Consider the following 17,230-nt stretch of genomic DNA (forward strand, 5'->3'; position numbering starts at 1 on the left):
ACGTGTCGACCACTCCAGAACTGATCCACAGCTATATCGAAAACGGCCTGCAATGCACGCATCTGACGGTCGAGGGCGATGGACGTCACTTCTCGGCCCTGATCGTCTCGCCTGCCTTTGCCGGCAAGCGCCCGATCCAGCGCCACCAGCTGGTGTACGCGGCGCTGGGCGACCGCATGCGCGAAGAGATTCACGCACTGTCGATGAAAACCCTGACGCCTGAAGAATACGGAGGCTAAATGGACAAGTTGCAAATCGTTGGCGGCAAACGCCTGAATGGCGAAATTTCGGTCTCGGGCGCGAAGAACGCGGCGCTGCCGATCCTGTGCGCGGGCCTCTTGACGAGCGGCGACGTCGCACTGTCGAACGTGCCGCGCCTGCACGACGTGAAAACCATCCTCAAACTGCTTGAGCAGACCGGTTTGAAAGTCACCCAGGACGATGAGAACGTCACCCTGAACGGCGCGAACATCACCAGCCTGGAAGCGCCGTATGAGCTGGTGAAGACCATGCGCGCGTCGATTCTCGTATTGGGACCCTTGCTGGCGCGCTTCGGCGAAGCCAAGGTGTCGCTGCCGGGCGGCTGCGCGATCGGTTCGCGTCCGGTCGACCAGCACATCAAGGGCTTGCGCGCGATGGGCGCCGAGATCACGATCGAAGGCGGCTATATTTACGCGAAAGCGAAAAAATTAAAAGGCGCGCGCATCCTGACCGACATGATCACCGTCACCGGCACCGAGAATCTGCTGATGGCCGCGACCCTGGCCGACGGCGAAACGGTGCTGGAAAACGCCGCGCGCGAACCGGAAGTGACGGATCTCGCGAACCTGCTGGTTGCCATGGGTGCGAAGATCGAGGGCATCGGTACCGACCGCCTGGTGATCCAGGGCGTGGCCGAACTGCATGGCGCGCAGCACGCCGTCATCTCCGATCGCATCGAAGCGGCGACTTTCCTGTGCGCGGTAGCGGCCACCGGCGGCGATATCGTGCTGACCAATACCCGCACCGACATTATCGACGTCGCGCTGGATAAACTGCGCGAAGTCGGCCTGCAGATGGATATCGGAAGCAACACGATCCGCGCGCGCATGGATGCGCGCCCGCAGCCGGTGTCGTTCCGCACCACCGAGTATCCGGGCTTTCCGACCGACATGCAGGCCCAGTTCATGGCGGTGAACACCATCGCCACCGGTCCGAGCCGCGTGACCGAGACGATTTTCGAGAACCGCTTCATGCACGTGCAAGAGATGAACCGCCTCGGCGCGCAGATCTCGACCGAAGGGAATACGGCGTTTATCAAAGGCGTCGAACGGCTGGTGGGCGCGCCAGTGATGGCGACCGACCTGCGCGCCTCGGCTTCTCTGGTGATCGCCGCCATGGCGGCCGAGGGAACCACCCTGATCGACCGCATCTATCACCTCGACCGCGGCTACGACCGCATGGAAGTGAAATTGTCGAAGGTCGGCGCCGACATCGTGCGCATCAAGTAGGGGCAATATGAGCATCGCAACACAATCGACCGAGCCGGGCCTGATCCTGGCCTTGTCAAAAGGCCGGATTTTCGAAGACACGCTGCCGCTGCTGGCCTCGGCCGGCATCACAGTCCTTGAAAACCCGGAAACCTCGCGGAAACTCATCCTGGCCACCAACGACCCGGGCGTGCGCGTACTGATCGTGCGCGCGACCGACGTGCCGACCTATGTGCAATATGGCGCGGCCGACTTCGGTGTGGCCGGCAAGGACGTGCTGCTCGAGCATGGCGGCGAAGGTCTGTATCAGCCGGTCGACCTGAACATCGCCGCCTGCCGCATGTCGGTGGCGGTGAACGCCGGCTTCGACTACGAGAAGGCCGTGCGCCAGGGCGCGCGCCTGCGCGTAGCGACCAAGTTCGTCAACACGGCGCGGCAGCACTTTGCGTCGAAAGGCGTGCACGTCGACCTGATCAAACTGTACGGCTCGATGGAACTGGCGCCGCTGGTCGGCCTGTCGGACGCCATCGTCGACGTAGTTTCGACCGGCAACACGCTGCGCGCGAACAACCTGGTCGAAGTCGAGAAGATCATGGAGATCTCCTCGCGCCTGGTCGTGAACCAGGCTGCATTGAAGCTCAAGCGCGAGCGCCTGCAACCCATCATCGAAGCCTTTGAACGGGCTTCAAAACTTCAACAAGGCTGACCCCATGGCTGTACAGATCCGCACCCTCGACTCCACCCACGACGGTTTTACAGGGCAGCTGCATGCGCTGCTGGCGTTCGAGGCATCGACCGACGATGCGATTGAAACGGTCGTGACCGGGATTCTCGCGGATGTGAAGAAGCGCGGTGATGCCGCGGTGCTCGAGTACACCAACCGCTTCGATCGCGTCAGCGCGACGAGCATGGCCGCCTTCGACTTGTCGCAGGAAGAGCTGCAAGCGGCACTCGATTCTCTGCCGCAAGCCCAGCGCGCCGCGCTGCAGACGGCCGCCGAGCGCATCCGCGTCTTCCACGAGCGCCAGAAGGGGGAACTCAAGGGTTTCAGCTACACCGAGCCCGATGGCACGGTGCTCGGCCAGCGCGTCACGCCGCTGGACCGCGTCGGCATCTATGTCCCCGGCGGCAAGGCTGCGTATCCATCGTCGGTGCTGATGAATGCGATTCCGGCGCAGGTGGCTGGCGTTCAAGATATCGTCATGGTGGTACCGACCCCGGACGGCGTGAAGAATCAAATGGTGCTGGCCGCCGCGGCGATCGCGGGCGTGACGCGCGTGATCACCATCGGCGGCGCCCAGGCGGTTGCCGCGCTGGCCTACGGCACCGAGACGATTCCGGCGGTTGATAAAATCGTCGGCCCCGGCAACGCGTATGTCGCTGCCGCCAAGCGCCGCGTGTTCGGCACGGTCGGCATCGACATGATCGCGGGCCCGTCCGAAATCCTGGTGCTGTGCGACGGCACGACCGATCCCGACTGGGTCGCGATGGACTTGTTCTCGCAGGCCGAACACGACGAACTGGCGCAAGCGATCCTGCTGTGCCCGGACCTTGAGTACATCGCCAGGGTGGAAGCGAGCATCCACAAGCTGCTGCCGACCATGCCGCGCCAGGAAACCATCATCACCTCGCTCAGCGACCGTGGCGCCCTGATCAAGGTGCGCGACATGGACGAAGCCTGCGCGATTGCGAACGACATCGCCGCCGAGCACCTCGAGATCTCGGCCGAGAACCCGCAGCAGTGGGCCGATAAAATCCGCCACGCCGGCGCCATGTTCCTCGGCCAGTTCTCGTCCGAGGCGCTGGGCGACTATTGCTGCGGCCCGAACCACGTGCTGCCGACCTCGCGCACGGCGCGCTTCTCGTCGCCGCTGGGCGTCTACGATTTCCAGAAGCGCTCCTCGATGCTGCAGGTCAGCGAGGCGGGCGCCCAGACGCTCGGTAAAGTCGCGGCCGAACTGGCCTACGGCGAAGGTTTGCAGGCGCACGCGCGCAGCGCAGAACTGCGTATCAAACAGTCATGACGGGCTGGGTCAACCAGGTATTCTGCGAGGATGCGCTGACAGGCCTGTCGCGCATTCCCGATGGGTCCGTCGACCTGCTCCTGACCGACCCGCCCTACAACCTCGGCAAAGACTACGGCAACGGCTCCGACCAGCAAAGCGTCGAAGCCTATCTGGCCTGGACGCAGCAGTGGATCGAGGCCGCGCTGCCCAAGCTCAAACCCAACGGCAGCCTGTACATTTTCCTGACCTGGCGCTTCGCGCCCGAGATCTTCGTGATGCTGAAAAAACGCATGACGATGATGAACGAGATCATCTGGGACCGGCGCGTTCCGTCCATGGGCGGCAGCGTGCGCAGCTTTTCATCGGTGCACGACACGATCGGCTTCTTTGTGAACCGCAAGGATTATTATTTTGATCTGGACTCGGTGCGCATTCCCTACGATGCGGCGACCAAAAAGGCGCGCTCGCGCTCGATCTTCGTCGGCGCCAAGTGGTTGGAGGTCGGCTACAACCCAAAGGACCTGTGGAGCGTGTCGCGCCTGCACCGCGAGCATCCGGAGCGCGCCGACCATCCTACCCAAAAACCCCTTGAAATCATCGAACGCATGATCAAGGCGTCCTGTCCGCCGGGCGGGGTCGTGCTCGACCCGTTCATGGGCAGCGGCACCACGGCGATCGCGGCGCGCAACCTGGACCGCCAGTTCACCGGATTCGAACTCAATCCCGAGTACTGCGCCCTCATCGAAACGCGCCTGGCCGCTCCAAAGCCGAGCCCCACCATCAAACAACGCAAGAGCATTGCGCGCGCAGCCAAGGCTGTGGTGCGCGCCGCCAGCGCCACCGAGGAACAAGCATGAGCTTTATCGACAACCTGATCGCCAACGTGATCCGCGACGATGTCCGCGCCAACAGCGCCTACGTGGTGCCGGATTCGAGCGGTCTCATCAAACTCGATGCGATGGAAAACCCGTACGAGCTGCCGCGCGCATTGCGCGAAGAGCTCGCACGGCGCCTGGCCGACGCGGTGCTGAACCGCTATCCGATGGCCTCGTATGCGAGCCTGAAGGAAAAAGTCAGCGCCACGCTCGGCATCCCGGCCGGCTACGATGTCCTGCTCGGCAATGGCTCGGATGAGCTGATCCAGATTGTCGCCACCACGGTCGCCAACCAGAAGCGGCGCGCCACCATACTCGCGCCGGTGCCCGCCTTCGTCATGTATTCGCGCTCGGCCCAGTTCGCGGGTGCCGATTTCGTCGGTGTGAAATTAAAGCCGGACTTTTCGCTCGACATGGACGCCATGCTGGCCGCGATCGCCCTGCACCAGCCGGCCGTCGTCTTCCTGGCCTACCCGAACAACCCGACCGGCAACCTGTTCGCGAGCGAGGATATCGAGACGATCATCCGCGCGCTCGGGGACAAGGGAATTGCCGTGCTCGACGAGGCCTACCAGCCGTTTGCCCGTCACACCTTCATGGACCGCCTGGACGAGTTCGAGAACCTGGTCGTGATGCGCACCGTGTCGAAACTGGGACTGGCCGGCATTCGCCTCGGCTACATGACGGCCGCGCCGCAGTTGCTGGCCGAGTTCGAGAAGGTGCGTCCGCCGTACAACGTCAACGTGCTGACCCAGGTAGCGGCCGAGTTCGTGCTGGATCACGTCGAGGTGCTCGATGCCCAGGCCGCCAGCATCAACGCCGAGCGCGAGCGATTGACTCCTGAACTGGCAGCGCTGGCGGGAGTCGAAGTATTTCCATCTGCCGCGAATTTTATTTCGCTGCGCGTGCCCGATGCAGCCGATGTCTGTGCAAAACTCCTGGCCGAAAAGGTGCTGATCAAAAATTTGAGTAAAATGCACCCATCGCTGGCCAATTGCATCCGTGTCACGGTCAGTACCCCGGAAGAAAATTCCGCATTCCTGAATTCCCTGAAGGCGGCGCTCGCGCCTGCCTGACCCCGACGAGCACCTTTCATGACCCGCACCGCAGACATCACCCGCAACACCAACGAGACGCAGATCCGCGTCTCGATCAATCTCGACGGTACCGGCCGCCAGAAGCTGAACACCGGCGTGCCCTTCCTCGACCACATGCTCGACCAGATCGCGCGCCATGGCATGATCGACCTGGAAGTCGAGGCAGTCGGTGATTTGCACATCGACGCCCACCACACGGTCGAGGACACCGGCATCACCCTCGGCATGGCAATCGCCAAAGCGGTGGGCGACAAGAAGGGCATGACCCGCTACGGCCATGCGTACGTGCCGCTGGACGAGGCGCTCTCGCGCGTGGTGATCGATTTCTCGGGCCGTCCGGGCCTGGAAATGCACATCCCGTGGACGCGCGCGATGATCGGCACCTTCGACGTGGATCTGACCGGCGAATTCTTCCGCGGCTTCGTGAACCACGCCGGCGTGACCCTGCACATCGACAATCTGCGCGGCGTGAACGCGCACCACCAGTGCGAAACCGTCTTTAAAGCGTTCGGCCGCGCGCTGCGCATGGCCACCACGCTCGACGAGCGCGCCGCCGGCATCATTCCGTCGACCAAAGGCAGCCTGTAACGCCATGACGAACAAGATCGTAGTGGTCGATGGGCTGGGCAACCTGCGCTCGGTAGCGCAGGCCTTGCGCGCCGCTGCGCCGCAAGCCGATATCCTGGTCTCGCACAAGGCGGCCGACATCGACGCCGCCGACCGCATCGTGCTGCCGGGGCAGGGCGCGATGCGCGACTGCATGGCCAGCCTGCGCGAATCGGGCGCCCAGGAAGCGCTGCAGCGGGCCATGAAAACGCGTCCGGTGATGGGCGTGTGCGTCGGCGAGCAGATGCTGTTCGACGAGAGCGAAGAAAACGGCGGTACGCCGGGCCTGGGCCTGTTGCCGGGCAAGGTGGTGCGCTTCCAGCTCGATGGAAAACTGCAGGCCGACGGCTCGCGCTTCAAGGTCCCGCACATGGGCTGGAACCGCGTACGCCAGACGCGATCCCACCCGCTGTGGGAAGGCGTCGAGGACGGCAGCTATTTTTATTTCGTGCACAGTTACTATGTCGCACCCGAAGTAGCGGACGACACCATCGGCGAAGCCGACTACGGCGGCGCCTATACCTGTGCCGTCGCGCGCGACAATATCGTCGCCACCCAGTTCCACCCCGAAAAAAGCGCGGCCGCAGGGCTGCGCCTGTATCAAAACTTCATCCACTGGAATCCTTAAACGCTCGCGCGTTCACTTACCGACAACGACCATGCTGCTGATCCCCGCCATCGACCTGAAAGACGGTCACTGCGTTCGCCTTCAACAGGGCGATATGGACCTCGCCACCGTCTTCTCCGAAGACCCCGCCGAAATGGCCCTGCATTGGCTGAAGAAAGGCGCGCGCCGCCTGCACCTGGTCGACCTGAACGGGGCGTTTGCCGGCAAGCCGAAGAACGAGCCGGCGATTAAATCGATCCTGAAAATCGTGCAGGAATATGCCGAGCAAAACGGCATCGACGAGATTCCGGTCCAGCTGGGCGGCGGCATTCGCGACCTCGACACCATCGAGCGCTATCTCGACGACGGCATCACGTACATCATCGTCGGCACCGCGGCCGTGAAGAACCCGGGCTTCCTGCACGACGCCTGCGGCGCCTTCCCGGGCTCGATCATCGTCGGCCTCGATGCCAAGGACGGCAAAGTCGCCACTGACGGCTGGAGCAAGATGAGCGGCCACGAAGTCATCGACCTGGCCCAGAAATTCGAGGGCTATGGCGTCGAGTCGATCATCTACACGGACATCGGCCGCGACGGCATGATGGGCGGCATCAACATTGAAGCGACCGTGCGCCTGGCGCAAGCGGTGCGGATTCCGGTCATCGCCTCCGGCGGCCTGCACAACCTGGCCGACGTCGAGGCACTGTGCGCAGTGCAGGACGAAGGTATCGAAGGCGTCATTTGCGGCCGTTCGATCTATGAAGGCACGATCGACCTGGCGTCGGCCCAGGCGCGCGCCGACGAACTGACCGAGGGCGAACAGGCCTGAGCCTGAACGGATATCTATGCTCGCAAAACGCATCATCCCCTGCCTCGACGTGACCGGCGGGCGCGTCGTCAAGGGTGTCAATTTCACCGAGTTGCGCGACGCCGGCGACCCGGTCGAAATCGCACGCCGCTATGACGGGCAAGGCGCCGACGAAATCACTTTTCTCGACATCACCGCGTCCTCCGACAACCGCGACCTGATCCTGCCGATCATCGAGGCTGTCGCCTCGACCGTCTTCATTCCGCTGACCGTCGGCGGCGGCGTGCGCAAGGTCGAGGACGTGCGCCGGCTGCTCAACGCCGGCGCCGACAAGGTCAGCATGAACACCTCGGCCGTGCAGAATCCGCAGCTGGTATTCGAAGCGTCGCAAAAGCACGGCGCCCAGTGCATCGTCGTCGCCATCGACGCCAAGCAGGTCGCGCCCGGTAAATGGGAAGTGTTTACGCATGGCGGACGCAATGCCACCGGCATGGATGCGGTCGAATGGGCGATGGAACTCGAGGGGCTGGGCGCGGGTGAACTGCTGCTCACCAGCATGGACCGCGACGGTACCAAGTCCGGCTTCGACCTCGGCCTGACGCGCGCCGTGTCGGACGCGGTCGGCATTCCGGTGATCGCCTCGGGCGGCGTCGGCGGCCTGCAAGACCTGGCCGACGGCGTATTAAAAGGGCATGCGGATGCGGTGCTGGCCGCCTCGATTTTCCATTACGGGCAGCACACGGTCGGCGAGGCGAAACGCTTCATGGCCGAACGCGGCATCCCGATGCGCCTGGAGTAAGGCATGCCACATTCGACGACCAATGCGGCGTGGCTGAAAAAAGTGCGCTGGGATGAAAACGGCCTGGTGCCGGTGATCGCCCAGGAAGCCGCGACTGGCGACATACTGATGTTCGCCTGGATGAACCGCGACGCCCTGGCGCGCACGGTGGAACTGGGCGAAGCCGTGTACTGGAGCCGCTCGCGCAAGAAACTCTGGCACAAGGGCGAAGAGTCCGGGCATACGCAAAAAGTGCTGGAGATGCGCCTCGATTGCGACGAAGACGTGGTGCTGCTGAAAATCGAGCAACGTGGGGGCATCGCCTGCCATACCGGGCGCCACTCGTGCTTCTATCAACGCTTCGATGGCGAAGACTGGCAGGCGGTCGACCCCGTGCTGCAAGACCCGGAAACGATTTACGCACAGACGAAGAAGACCCCATGAGCACCACCCTGGCGCGCCTGGCGCACACCATCGAATCGCGCAAGCTGGAAAACGGCGGCGACCCGGCGACCTCGTATGTCGCCAAATTGTTCGCCAAGGGCGACGATGCGATCCTGAAAAAGATTGGCGAAGAGGCCACTGAGACCGTGATGGCGGCAAAAGACGCGCGCGTTTCCGGGGACGCTTCCGGGCTGCTGTACGAAGTGGCCGACTTGTGGTTCCATTCGATGGTGCTGCTGGCGAAATTCGACCTCACGCCGCAGCAGGTGCTCGACGAACTGGCACGCCGCGAAGGCTTGTCCGGACTCGAAGAAAAAGCCGCACGCACCGATTGATTCGACGCCGCGTCACTGCGTCGTCATCGTTCTCATATAAGATTGTTCGGATTGCCCTGCGGCCTCCATTGCCGCAGCAACAGAGACTGGAGACACGGATGGATAACTGCATTTTCTGCAAGATTGCTGCCAAGCAGATTCCGGCGCAAGTCGTCTTCGAAGACGAGGACCTACTGGCATTCAAGGACATCAACCCGGCCGCGCCGGTGCATTTGCTGGTGATCCCGAAGCGCCACGTCGACACCCTGTCCGACGTGACCGAGGAACATACGGCACTGCTGGGCAAGATGCTGGCGCTGGTGCCAAAGCTTGCCGCTGAACACGGCGTGGCGGTGACGAAGGACGCGAATGGCAAGCCCAGCGGCGGCTATAAAACCCTGATCAACAGCGGGCCGAACGGCGGGCAGGAAGTCTATCACCTGCACATGCACGTGTACGGCGGCGCGCGCCCATGGCGCGGCCTGGGTACTTGACAAGTTTTTCTAAACGGCCACTGGCGCCTGCATGGCTTATACTGGCGCGGTACGCTTCAATGATTGCGGGCGCATGCGCCCACTGAGGAGATAAAGATGGGTTCAATGAGCATTTGGCACTGGGTAATCGTGCTGGTCGTGGTGGTGCTGCTGTTCGGTACCAAAAAGTTGGGCAACGTCGGTTCCGACATCGGCAAGGCCGTGAAGGGCTTCAAGGATGGCGTCAAGAGTGACGACGAGAAATCGACCGTGAATACCACGACGACGACGACCGTCCACCCGACCCAGCAAGTAGCGGACAAGACGACGATCGACGTCGAAACCCGCGAAAAGCACCGTTCGTAATTCGGTCGCGGCCTTATGATCGACCTGGGACTGTCGAAGATCGCCATCATCGGTGTGGTGGCGCTGATCGTGATCGGCCCTGAAAAGCTGCCGAAGGTGGCGCGCATGGCCGGCACGCTGTACGGTCGCGCCCAGCGCTACCTGCACGACGTCAAGTCCGAGGTCAGCCGCGAGATCCAGCTCGACGAACTGCGCAACCTGCACAAAGAGGTGCACGATAGCGCCGCCGAGTTCGCGTCCGACGTCGAGCACCACATGTCGAGCAGCATCGGTGAAGTCGAAGCCGCCTGGCGCGGCGACATCCAGCCGAGCGCCCCACCGCCTGTCGCCAGCATGGACAATCTCGAGCGCAAGGCGAAAGATTTCAGGCGCAAGAAGCTGGTGCGCACCTCCGCCGTACCGGCCTGGTACAAACACCGCAATGGCGCCAAGACCCGGGTATTGTCGGGCGCCGCGCGCGTGCGCAAGTTCCGCCCGGGCGTGAAATCCACGAATTCTTTCTTTTAGAACTACATGACCGAAGAAGCGCCAGTCGAAGAAACCTTCATCTCCCACCTCGTCGAACTGCGCGACCGCCTCGTCAAAGCCATCATCGGCGTGGCGATCGTCTGCATCGGGCTGATGATCTGGCCGGGACCGGAGGAAATCTATAACTACCTGGCGGCGCCGATGCTCGCCTCGTTGCCGCCTGGTGCGCAAATGATCGCCACCGGCGTCATCGCGCCTTTCCTGGTGCCGATGAAGGTCACCTTGATGTTCTCGCTGATCGTGGCGCTGCCCTGGGTCTTCTACCAGATGTGGGCCTTCGTCGCCCCCGGCCTGTACGCCCACGAAAAACGCCTGGTGCTGCCGCTGGTGTTTTCGTCGTCGCTGCTGTTCATCGGCGGCGTCGCCTTCTGCTATTTCTTCGTGTTCGGGCGCGTGTTCCACTTCATTGCCGCTTTTGCCCCGTCTTCGATCGCCGTCATGCCCGACATCGAAAACTACCTGGATTTCGTCATGTCGATGTGCCTGGCCTTCGGCGCCACCTTCGAGGTGCCGGTGGTGGTCGTGATCCTGGTGCGCATGGGGATCGTCAGCATCGAAAAGCTCAAGGAAATCCGTCCCTACCTGATCGTCGGCGCGTTTGTCATCGCCGCCATCGTCACGCCGCCGGACGTGGTCAGCCAGTTGGCGCTGGCCATTCCGATGTGCCTGCTGTTCGAACTGGGCCTCTTGGTTGCGCCGATGTTCGTGCGCATGACGCAGGCGCCGGAAGAGCCGGCGTAGGTGACGTGTAATAATGAATAAAGCCGGTGGCAGCAGCGTAATGTAGGGTGGGCACTACGGGGGATCGCAAGTCTGTGGCTTAAGTGACTGGCATTAGGGCTTGCCCGGCTTCATTGACCGGATGTGTTCCAACAGGTCATTCTCGCGGCCATCGCCCACCAGGGCGGCCGGCGTGTTGCCGTCGAATGCGGCCAGAGGCGCCTCCATCCAGTTGCTGGCCGCCTCGTCGCTGCCGAGAATGCCGGTGACGGCGTGCATGACCGCATAATATGCCTGTGCCTTGCGCGATTGTTGCCCGAAGCGCTCACGCAGCGCTGCCAGGGAATCGGGAGTGAGTGGTCCTTCGTGCGTCATGACAATCCAGTGTGAAGAATGATTAGCTTGCGGCCGTTGCCGGCGTCACCAGCGCCGCCGCCACGGCGCGCAGCTTGTCGGCCAGCTGCGCGTCGAGCCCAGGAATCGATATTGCCAACACATCGAGCGTCAGCGCGATTTCATGCGCGCGTTCGGCCAGCAGTGCGGCGCCCGCGTCCACCTGGGGCAGGGCCAGTCCGCCTCGCGGCAAATGGAAATTCATGCCCGCGTGCGGCGTGGGCGCGCTGCTCGCCCGCAGGGTCGTGAGCAGGACGCTCAGGTCGTTCAGCACATGCATCAGGCCGACGGCGCCATCGATCTGCGCGCGCCGCGCGGCCACGCTCTGGGACGTGCCGGTGCCGCTCGCCAGCAGACGCAGCATCAGGCCGTAGGCGGCATTCGCGAGATCGAGCACACGCGCGCTGTCGTGGCCGTCGACGTGAACGCCGGGCATATCTCCGATCGGCGCGAACATGAGCGGGTCGGGTACGACGGACCGGTGCGGCGTGAAATGCGGGTCCTCGCGCAGGAAGGCATCGTATTCGTCGGCCATCGCGACAAAACGCGCAAAGTGCGACTCTTCGTTATCGTGGCGTCCGCCTTCGCCCTGTTCGACGATCACATCGACCGCCTGCAGCGCGCTTTTCAGATCAAGCACCGTCACCAGGCCGGGCAGCGCCATGATATCGGGTCCCAGTTGCGCTTCCGGGGCGCCGACGAACAGGGCGCTTTCGCCAAGGCGTTCGGCCAGCGTCTCGAAGCCTTGCCCGATACCGCGGTACAGGTGGCCCACCGTATCAAAATCTTCCGCCGTCGGCGTGAGCCGGGTCACGTGCGGCCGGCGCTGGTATTGCGTGGACGATTCGAAGCCCTGCGCCTGCGCCATCGTCACCCCTTCAGGGCGCTCGAGATAGATAAAATGGGCCAGCGTATCGCGCGTCAGGGGCGCCAGGCGCACCACCAGGCTGGCCGGATGGTAGCCAGCCGGGACCGGGAAATTCTGGCGCCGAAAATGCGGCGGCGAGCCAATGCTCATCAGGAGATTGTTGACGGTGGCCAGGTGGGCCATTTCTTCCATGGCAACGCTGCGGATTTCCTTGCGCCAGCGATCGATGGCCTCGAGCTGGGCCGGCGTCACGTCTTCCGACCTTGCCCTTTTGAGGCTCCAGCCGGCGTACAGGTAAGTGCACATCAGGCCGTGCTCGATCTCGGCCGCTTCGGTCAGCAAATAAATGAGTTGTTCGCGATCGTTGACACGCACTGCGTGCTGGTCGGTCGGGGTAGGCAGGTCCATCCGATCACTATACCGGAATGTGCAAAAAAACATCACCGTTCAGAAAACCCTGTAAGGGCACCCTAAGGCATTGATATAATTGCGTTTTAACAATTTTGCGCAAGCGTTAACAGGTCAAACGCGCGCTGCAAACATTGCCGCCAGATCTCTCCGTCACTTAAGGAACACTATGAAACGATCCCGCCTGTCGCTGCCACGTTGCCGCACCCTCATGTTCATGGCCGTCGCCAGCACTTTCCCGGTGCACGCGGCACTGGCCCAGGAAACCCCGGCTGTGCAGGAAACGCCTGCCGCCGCGGCAAGCGCGAATGGCGGGCAGCGTCTCGACGTCGTGATCGTGACGGCCCAGCGCCGCGCCGAGAACATCAAGGACGTGCCGATGGCGATCACCACGCTTAGCGGCGACAGGCTGGAAGCGGTCAGCGCCGGTGGCCAGGACATCCGTTTCCTCGCCAGCCGCTCGCCGAGCCTGAACGTCGAATCCGATTACGGCCGCTCGTTCCCGCGCTTTTATATCCGCGGCCAGGGCAATACCGACTTCGACCTGAACGCGTCGCAGCCGGTCGGCCTGGTGGTTGACGACATCGTGCAGGAAAGCCCGATGTTGAAAGGTTTTCCTGTATTCGACGTCGAGCAGGTGGAAGTGCTGCGCGGCCCGCAAGGTACCCTGTTCGGCCGCAATTCGCCGGCCGGCGTCATCAAATTCGATTCGGTGCGCCCGGTCATTGGCAAAACCGAGGGTTATGTCACCGCCGGCATCGGCAACGACGGCGCCATGAATGTCGAAGGCGCGTATAACCTGCCGGTCACCGAGACGGTCGCCGCGCGCGTGTCGCTGCAGACCCAGAACCGCAACAACCGCGTCCACAACAACCGTCCGACCGGCACCCGCGAATTCGAGGGTTATAGCGACAACGCCGGGCGCATCCAGCTCCTGGTGCAGCCAAATAAACAGTTCAGCGCACTGTTCAATTTCCACGCGCGCGACCTGGATAATAACGCCACGCTGTTCCGCGCGAACATCATCAAGCAGGGCACGAATGAACTGGTCGACGGTTTCGACTACGACCAATACCCGACTGACGGCGTCAACAAGCAATGGCTCAAGACGCACGGCGCGAACATGCGCCTGCGCTGGAACCTCGACCGCGTGACGCTGCACTCGATCACCGGCTACGAGACGGCCGATTTCTACAGCCGCGCCGACGTCGACGGCGGCTTTGGCGCCGTCTACGCGCAGCCGATGGGTCCTGGCTTCATTCCGTTCGTCGTCGAGACCGCCGACCTGCTGCCCGAGCACAAGCAGCTGAGCCAGGAATTCCGCGCCGAGTCGAACGTGCCGGGTCCCTTGCAATGGATCGGCGGCCTGTTCTTCTTCAAGGAAGACATCCGCATCGACAGCATCAGCTTCGATTCGCTGGCGCCGGGGAATCCGCAAAATCCGTTCTTCGCGACCCAGGACCAGTCGACCAAATCGTGGGCCGCCTTCGGTTCGCTGAACTACACGGTCTCGGAACAGCTCAAATTGCGTGCCGGCCTGCGCTATACGAGCGACAAGAAAGATTTTTCGGCGCGCCGCGTCGAGGCCACCACGGCCGGCCCGTTCGGCATCAATAACGACTCGAACAATGTCAGCTGGGATGTGAGCGGCACGTATGCGCTGAACAAGGACACGAATTTGTTCGCGCGCGTCGCCACCGGCTACCGCGCACCGAGCATGCAGGGCCGCCTGAACGGCCTGGCCGACCGGCCGTCGTTCGCCGACGCCGAAAAGGCCCTGTCGTACGAGGCCGGCATCAAGCAGGAGTTGTTCGACCGCCGCGCGCGCGTCTCGGCCAGCGTGTTCCAGTACCGCGTCAAAGACAAGCAGCTCACCGCCGGCAGCGGCGTGATCAACATGAACCAGCTGATCAATGCAGACAAGGTCACTGGCCAGGGCGTCGAGCTCGACTTCCAGGCCGTCCTGAGCGATTCGCTGCGCATGACCCTGGGCGGCAGCTACAACGATACCGAGATCAAGGATGCGTCGCTGTTCGTCCAGCAGTGCGGCAACTTCGCCAACACCGGCGGTCTCGCTGGCTGCACGGTAACCGACCCGGCCGGCCCGTTCGCCGGCACCGTGCGCATTGACGGCAATCCGATGCCGCGTGCACCGAAGTGGCAGGGTAATTTCAGCCTGCGCTACACCATCCCGATGGGCGAGGGCGATTTCTTTGCCTACACCGACTGGGCTTACCGCAGCACCTACAACATGTTCCTGTACGAAGCGCGCGAGTACAAGGCCAAGTCGCTGGTCGAAGGCGGCCTGCGTGTCGGCTACAAGTGGGGCGAGGGCAAGTACGAAGTCGCCGCATTCGCGCGCAACATCACCGACAAGGTGCAAGTGGTCGGCGCGATCGACTTCGCCAACCTGACCGGTATCCTGAACGAGCCGCGCACCGTTGGAGCGCAGTTCAAGGTCAATTTCTGATCTTGCGCCTGCATTGAAAAAGCCGGCCCGATCAGATCGGGCCGGCTTTTTTTATCGCTGCGCAGCGTCCGATATGCGGCTGCAAGACGATTTGGCTTGTCATCGTGGCGCAATAATTCCACGCTAAGATGTATCCGACTCTCCAAGTTTTCTGTGAAAACCTGTTTATCCGCAGACCTTCAGGTATGCGGATTTTTTTTGGCCGACACAGTCGGGCGAGCGAGGCTGCGCAAGGGCTGGCGCCGGCCAGGCCCATCCGGTAGGTATAAACCAGGCGCTGCACAGGGTCGATCCACAGGATGCGCAGCGTGCGCGGGGGGGCGCCAGCTAGTCGAGTACATCGTTTCGAAGCAGCATTCGACGATCCTTTTCGCGTTCAGCTCGTCGTGTACATATGCAAATTCCGAGCCAACCGGAAGCGGCCATGCGCCGGCGCCGCCCAAAAAAAACGCCGGCTTCTACAAGCCGGCGTTCACGTTCAAGCGGATGGCATCACGACCCGGTGCACTGTGGCAGCGATTTGCGCGTGTTCAACAGTGTCGCGCTGTCTCCCTCGGACGCGGTATTGTTCGTGAACTTGCAGCCGTACTTCGGATCGGCCACGACTGCCGGCGTCAGCACATCATCCCCTTCCGGTTTCACGCCTTGCTGTTCCCATTTCACCATTGCCTCGAAAGCGGCGACCTGCTCGGCAATCGTGAAGTCGCAGTGGCTGATGCCGCGGATCGCGCGCTGCACCAAGAGGCCCGAGGTGCCGGCGGCGTCGGCGCGGCGTTTATAGATCTGCTCCATTTTAAAAGGCACGTACATGTCGCCCAGCGTGTGAATGGTGACCACCGGAACCTTGATCTGGGCATTCGTCTTCGGAATCCAGCGCAAGCCGTCGCGGCGCAAGCGGTTTGCCTCGGGCGTTCCCTGGACGCGGAAGATCGAGGCGTTATAAGCCTGCTCTTCGGTACTGAGCGCCGGGTCGGCATCGAGCTGGAACACGATGTCCCTGGTCGACACGCCATCTTCGCCCAGGATGCCGTTGACCTTGCCGTCGCGTCCAAACACGCCCCAGACGGTGTTTTGCAGCGCCCCGGCGTAGGCGAAGTCGAACAGCGGGCGCGGGCCGCCGGTCAGGTTCTGGACGATTTGCTTCAGGCGCATGCCCTGGGCGGTCGGCACGGCCGGGCCATTCGGCGTGCCGCCCGGGAAGCTGGAGAACAATTTCGCCTGCACTTGCGGTCCGACGGTCGCCCAGTTCGCCACTGGCCAGCTGGTGGCGGGCATGCCGGCTTCCACCTGCGCGGCGGTCTGGTAGGCGGCAAAATAATCGAACAGTTCGGTGTCGCCGAGCACGCCGCACATCGGGACGGCGCCGTTGTAGCGGATCCGGTTGACGGCGGTGGCGATGTTTTCCTCGTCGACGGCGGCGGCCGAGACGTGCCCGCCCATCGACACCCCCATGATGTAGGTTTTGAATGGGGCGTTCAAGGTCCTGCCGTTTTTCTGCGCGATATTGACGAACTCGATCGCCAGCGCATTGGTGTCTTCGACGCCGGCGCGCACATCATAGTAATTCTTGCTGTAGCTCGAGGCTGCCCAGGCATAGCCCTGGCTCAGCAGGTGGCGCCGGATCGCCGGCGGCGCCACCGACAGGTTGGCCCCTTCGCCCGCATAACCGTGCGCATACATCACGAGCATGCCGTTCCAGTTCGCCGGCACCTCGACCTGGTAGCTGGCGTTGTTCAGGACGCCCGACCAGCGATCCGTCGCCGGCGCACCCGTCATGGCCGCGAAGGTCGTGGCAGTCTGGACTGCGGCGAAGGTGCGCGTGTCCTGGGCGCGCGTCGATTCCGGCGCCACCGTAACGGGAACCGGGGTGACCGTCGCCTGGGGTGGCCGTACCGGATCGTCGTCGCTGCCGCCGCAGGCCGACAGGGCGAGCGTCGCCAGCAGTGGCGGAATGAGTCGACGTGACACGAACATGCTGAGCTGCTTTTTCATCAAATGTC

General features: G+C 62.9%; 20 protein-coding genes. 17 read left to right on the top strand and 3 right to left on the bottom strand.

Features of this window, described 5'->3' with window-relative positions; translation table 11 throughout:
- Nucleotides 1-2: 2 nt before the first annotated feature.
- The 16 genes from ACHAC9_RS15925 to tatC all read left to right on the top strand — a co-directional run bounded on the left by ACHAC9_RS15925 (nucleotide 3) and on the right by tatC (nucleotide 11,112).
- Entirely contained in the window at nucleotides 3-239 is a 237-nt protein-coding gene (locus ACHAC9_RS15925) for a BolA family protein (RefSeq protein WP_193687696.1), read from the top strand.
- Nucleotides 240-1,490 carry a UDP-N-acetylglucosamine 1-carboxyvinyltransferase gene (gene murA, locus ACHAC9_RS15930; RefSeq protein ID WP_435761085.1) on the top strand — a complete coding sequence of 417 codons (1,251 nt, stop codon included), beginning with the start codon at nucleotides 240-242 and terminating at the stop codon, nucleotides 1,488-1,490.
- Nucleotides 1,491-1,497: 7 nt separating this feature from the next.
- Entirely contained in the window at nucleotides 1,498-2,175 is a 678-nt protein-coding gene (gene hisG / locus ACHAC9_RS15935; protein WP_435761087.1) for an ATP phosphoribosyltransferase, read from the top strand.
- 4 nt (nucleotides 2,176-2,179) lie between these two features.
- Nucleotides 2,180-3,493 carry a histidinol dehydrogenase gene (gene hisD, locus ACHAC9_RS15940; RefSeq protein WP_435761089.1) on the top strand — a complete coding sequence of 438 codons (1,314 nt, stop codon included), beginning with the start codon at nucleotides 2,180-2,182 and terminating at the stop codon, nucleotides 3,491-3,493.
- Nucleotides 3,490-4,332 (top strand): DNA-methyltransferase, encoded by an 843-nt coding sequence (locus tag ACHAC9_RS15945; RefSeq protein ID WP_435761091.1) that lies wholly within the window; start codon nucleotides 3,490-3,492, stop codon nucleotides 4,330-4,332. The genes hisD and ACHAC9_RS15945 overlap by 4 nt, the downstream gene beginning before the upstream one ends.
- Nucleotides 4,329-5,426: a histidinol-phosphate transaminase gene (hisC, locus tag ACHAC9_RS15950; protein ID WP_435761093.1), complete on the top strand. Its 1,098-nt coding sequence runs from the start codon at nucleotides 4,329-4,331 to the stop codon at nucleotides 5,424-5,426. The genes ACHAC9_RS15945 and hisC overlap by 4 nt, the downstream gene beginning before the upstream one ends.
- 18 nt (nucleotides 5,427-5,444) lie before the next feature.
- Nucleotides 5,445-6,035, top strand: coding sequence for an imidazoleglycerol-phosphate dehydratase HisB (gene hisB, locus ACHAC9_RS15955; RefSeq protein ID WP_435761095.1), 591 nt, complete (start codon nucleotides 5,445-5,447; stop codon nucleotides 6,033-6,035).
- Between the two features lie 4 nt (nucleotides 6,036-6,039).
- Entirely contained in the window at nucleotides 6,040-6,681 is a 642-nt protein-coding gene (hisH, locus tag ACHAC9_RS15960; protein WP_435761097.1) for an imidazole glycerol phosphate synthase subunit HisH, read from the top strand.
- Nucleotides 6,682-6,712: 31 nt separating this feature from the next.
- Complete coding sequence (gene hisA / locus ACHAC9_RS15965) at nucleotides 6,713-7,489, top strand: 1-(5-phosphoribosyl)-5-[(5-phosphoribosylamino)methylideneamino]imidazole-4-carboxamide isomerase (protein ID WP_435761099.1); 777 nt, start codon at nucleotides 6,713-6,715, stop codon at nucleotides 7,487-7,489.
- 16 nt (nucleotides 7,490-7,505) lie between these two features.
- Nucleotides 7,506-8,267, top strand: a complete 762-nt coding sequence (gene hisF / locus ACHAC9_RS15970) for an imidazole glycerol phosphate synthase subunit HisF (protein ID WP_435761101.1) — start codon at nucleotides 7,506-7,508, stop codon at nucleotides 8,265-8,267.
- A 3-nt stretch (nucleotides 8,268-8,270) separates the two neighbouring features.
- Complete coding sequence (gene hisI / locus ACHAC9_RS15975) at nucleotides 8,271-8,690, top strand: phosphoribosyl-AMP cyclohydrolase (RefSeq protein WP_435761103.1); 420 nt, start codon at nucleotides 8,271-8,273, stop codon at nucleotides 8,688-8,690.
- Entirely contained in the window at nucleotides 8,687-9,025 is a 339-nt protein-coding gene (locus ACHAC9_RS15980) for a phosphoribosyl-ATP diphosphatase (RefSeq protein WP_435761105.1), read from the top strand. The genes hisI and ACHAC9_RS15980 overlap by 4 nt, the downstream gene beginning before the upstream one ends.
- Nucleotides 9,026-9,123: 98 nt before the next feature.
- Nucleotides 9,124-9,498 (top strand): histidine triad nucleotide-binding protein, encoded by a 375-nt coding sequence (locus tag ACHAC9_RS15985; protein WP_435761107.1) that lies wholly within the window; start codon nucleotides 9,124-9,126, stop codon nucleotides 9,496-9,498.
- A gap of 96 nt (nucleotides 9,499-9,594) precedes the next feature.
- Nucleotides 9,595-9,843 (top strand): Sec-independent protein translocase subunit TatA, encoded by a 249-nt coding sequence (gene tatA, locus ACHAC9_RS15990; RefSeq protein ID WP_435761109.1) that lies wholly within the window; start codon nucleotides 9,595-9,597, stop codon nucleotides 9,841-9,843.
- Nucleotides 9,844-9,858: 15 nt separating this feature from the next.
- The gene (tatB, locus tag ACHAC9_RS15995; protein ID WP_435761111.1) at nucleotides 9,859-10,350 is read left to right on the top strand and encodes a Sec-independent protein translocase protein TatB; all 492 of its coding nucleotides are present in this window, start codon (nucleotides 9,859-9,861) and stop codon (nucleotides 10,348-10,350) included.
- 6 nt (nucleotides 10,351-10,356) lie between these two features.
- A complete protein-coding gene (gene tatC / locus ACHAC9_RS16000) occupies nucleotides 10,357-11,112 on the top strand; it encodes a twin-arginine translocase subunit TatC (protein ID WP_435761113.1) in 756 nt (251 codons plus the stop codon).
- A gap of 93 nt (nucleotides 11,113-11,205) precedes the next feature.
- On the opposite strand, the gene ACHAC9_RS16005 is transcribed toward tatC, so the two are convergent.
- Complete coding sequence (locus tag ACHAC9_RS16005) at nucleotides 11,206-11,466, bottom strand: antitoxin Xre/MbcA/ParS toxin-binding domain-containing protein (RefSeq protein WP_435761115.1); 261 nt, start codon at nucleotides 11,464-11,466, stop codon at nucleotides 11,206-11,208.
- A 22-nt stretch (nucleotides 11,467-11,488) separates the two neighbouring features.
- Nucleotides 11,489-12,760: a ferritin-like domain-containing protein gene (locus ACHAC9_RS16010; protein ID WP_435761117.1), complete on the bottom strand. Its 1,272-nt coding sequence runs from the start codon at nucleotides 12,758-12,760 to the stop codon at nucleotides 11,489-11,491.
- Between the two features lie 169 nt (nucleotides 12,761-12,929).
- On the opposite strand from ACHAC9_RS16010, the gene ACHAC9_RS16015 reads away from it, so the two are divergent.
- A complete protein-coding gene (locus tag ACHAC9_RS16015) occupies nucleotides 12,930-15,230 on the top strand; it encodes a TonB-dependent receptor (protein WP_435761119.1) in 2,301 nt (766 codons plus the stop codon).
- A 492-nt stretch (nucleotides 15,231-15,722) separates the two neighbouring features.
- Here the strand turns inward: ACHAC9_RS16015 and ACHAC9_RS16020 are convergent, their stop codons facing one another.
- Nucleotides 15,723-17,222, bottom strand: a complete 1,500-nt coding sequence (locus ACHAC9_RS16020) for an alpha/beta hydrolase (protein ID WP_435761121.1) — start codon at nucleotides 17,220-17,222, stop codon at nucleotides 15,723-15,725.
- Nucleotides 17,223-17,230 lie beyond the last annotated feature (8 nt).

It is taken from the genome of Massilia sp. CMS3.1 (assembly GCF_051262535.1).
GTDB lineage: Bacteria > Pseudomonadota > Gammaproteobacteria > Burkholderiales > Burkholderiaceae_D > Telluria.

Bases quoted from the DNA above. Each gene is read 5' to 3' on its own strand.
- hisF (WP_435761101.1), top strand. From the start codon at position 7,506: ATGCTCGCAAAACGCATCATCCCCTGCCTCGACGTGACCGGCGGGCGC.
- ACHAC9_RS15980 (WP_435761105.1), top strand. From the start codon at position 8,687: ATGAGCACCACCCTGGCGCGCCTGGCGCACACCATCGAATCGCGCAAG.
- hisI (WP_435761103.1), top strand. From the start codon at position 8,271: ATGCCACATTCGACGACCAATGCGGCGTGGCTGAAAAAAGTGCGCTGG.
- ACHAC9_RS16005 (WP_435761115.1), bottom strand. From the start codon at position 11,466: ATGACGCACGAAGGACCACTCACTCCCGATTCCCTGGCAGCGCTGCGT.
- ACHAC9_RS16010 (WP_435761117.1), bottom strand. From the start codon at position 12,760: ATGGACCTGCCTACCCCGACCGACCAGCACGCAGTGCGTGTCAACGAT.
- hisA (WP_435761099.1), top strand. From the start codon at position 6,713: ATGCTGCTGATCCCCGCCATCGACCTGAAAGACGGTCACTGCGTTCGC.
- tatB (WP_435761111.1), top strand. From the start codon at position 9,859: ATGATCGACCTGGGACTGTCGAAGATCGCCATCATCGGTGTGGTGGCG.
- tatA (WP_435761109.1), top strand. From the start codon at position 9,595: ATGGGTTCAATGAGCATTTGGCACTGGGTAATCGTGCTGGTCGTGGTG.
- hisC (WP_435761093.1), top strand. From the start codon at position 4,329: ATGAGCTTTATCGACAACCTGATCGCCAACGTGATCCGCGACGATGTC.
- murA (WP_435761085.1), top strand. From the start codon at position 240: ATGGACAAGTTGCAAATCGTTGGCGGCAAACGCCTGAATGGCGAAATT.
- hisH (WP_435761097.1), top strand. From the start codon at position 6,040: ATGACGAACAAGATCGTAGTGGTCGATGGGCTGGGCAACCTGCGCTCG.
- ACHAC9_RS15945 (WP_435761091.1), top strand. From the start codon at position 3,490: ATGACGGGCTGGGTCAACCAGGTATTCTGCGAGGATGCGCTGACAGGC.
- hisB (WP_435761095.1), top strand. From the start codon at position 5,445: ATGACCCGCACCGCAGACATCACCCGCAACACCAACGAGACGCAGATC.
- hisG (WP_435761087.1), top strand. From the start codon at position 1,498: ATGAGCATCGCAACACAATCGACCGAGCCGGGCCTGATCCTGGCCTTG.
- ACHAC9_RS16020 (WP_435761121.1), bottom strand. From the start codon at position 17,222: ATGAAAAAGCAGCTCAGCATGTTCGTGTCACGTCGACTCATTCCGCCA.
- tatC (WP_435761113.1), top strand. From the start codon at position 10,357: ATGACCGAAGAAGCGCCAGTCGAAGAAACCTTCATCTCCCACCTCGTC.
- ACHAC9_RS15985 (WP_435761107.1), top strand. From the start codon at position 9,124: ATGGATAACTGCATTTTCTGCAAGATTGCTGCCAAGCAGATTCCGGCG.
- ACHAC9_RS16015 (WP_435761119.1), top strand. From the start codon at position 12,930: ATGAAACGATCCCGCCTGTCGCTGCCACGTTGCCGCACCCTCATGTTC.
- hisD (WP_435761089.1), top strand. From the start codon at position 2,180: ATGGCTGTACAGATCCGCACCCTCGACTCCACCCACGACGGTTTTACA.